Origin of the sequence: Candidatus Aegiribacteria sp. (assembly GCA_021108435.1) — a bacterium.
Lineage (GTDB): Bacteria > Fermentibacterota > Fermentibacteria > Fermentibacterales > JCC-6 > Aegiribacteria.
In genome coordinates, this window is the sequence record JAIOQY010000042.1 from 1 (window position 1) to 1112 (window position 1112).

Sequence of the window (1112 nt, forward strand, 5' to 3'; positions counted from 1 at the left end):
CCAATCGAATTTGAGTTTACTACCGGGACTTTTATTTTTGTTCCTCCAGGTCCAAAAGGAGTCGGTGATAGACGTGAAGGAAGAGATGTTGAAAACTCGATAGGAGCAATAAATGAAGGATGGAAAATATGAAATTCGTTAAAAAACTAGTGTTGTTATATGTGATGATTTATTTAACTTGTAATGTTAGTGCGGTTGAAACTGATTTGGTTGAATATGAAGTATATTATAATGAAAAAGTGACCACTGTCTATGATGCTGAATTAAAAGTGGGCGAGCCAGCCACAATTAAAGCAGTAGTATACCTGAAAAAAAATGTTGATGTTTCAACTGGTATTACTGCTTCAGGTTGGGGTTTTAAAAATGTTGATCAACCATTTGAAGTGATTAAAGGTCCAAGTGAATTTACTGAGGTTGCCAGGGAATTTGATCATAATGCAGGTGAAACAGTCACTTTCGAGTGGATTGTGCGGCCAACAGATGAAGCCGCAGGATGGACTATTCCGTTAAATATTGCATTTACGTTCTATGATCGAGATGAAAAAGAATCTGAAAATCCATATTTCACAGCAGCCAGCATCCTGATTCCTGATGAACACTACTCAGGCCCCACCCGCACCAGCACCGACCCCTCGTCTACGAACCAGTCGCAGTCCCAGGGGTCGCCCGGATTCGAGGTGGTGGGTGCGCTGCTGGGGATACTGCTGGCTGTCGTATACAGGGCAGGGAGGGGTTGATAGACTACGCCGCATCGATGCCAGTTACAAGTTCGATCCCAACGTCGATATCCCATCATCCTCGATGAACACTACTCAGGCCCCGCCCCCATCCGCACCAGCACCGACCCCTCGTCCACGAACCAGTCGCAGACCCAGGGGTCGCCCGGATTCGGGGTGATGGGTGCGATGGTGGGGATACTACTGGCTGGTGTATACAGGGCAAGGAGGGATTGATAGACTACGTCGCAGCCATGGCAGTTTAAATATAATCTAGATTATATTATACACCGCAAAGAACGCCGAATAAGGAAGAGCGATTACTCGCTCTCCCTCTTCTCAGAACGGTACGTGAGACTTTAACCTCATGCCGCTCAAGCGTCTCATAACCCTTTC

General features: G+C 46.1%; 1 protein-coding gene. It reads left to right on the forward strand.

The annotated features are described in order from the left end of the window. Positions 1 to 128 precede the first annotated feature (128 nt). Positions 129 to 737, forward strand: a complete 609-nt coding sequence (locus tag K8R76_02550; GenBank protein MCD4847053.1) for a sarcinarray family MAST domain-containing protein — start codon at positions 129 to 131, stop codon at positions 735 to 737. Positions 738 to 1112 lie beyond the last annotated feature (375 nt).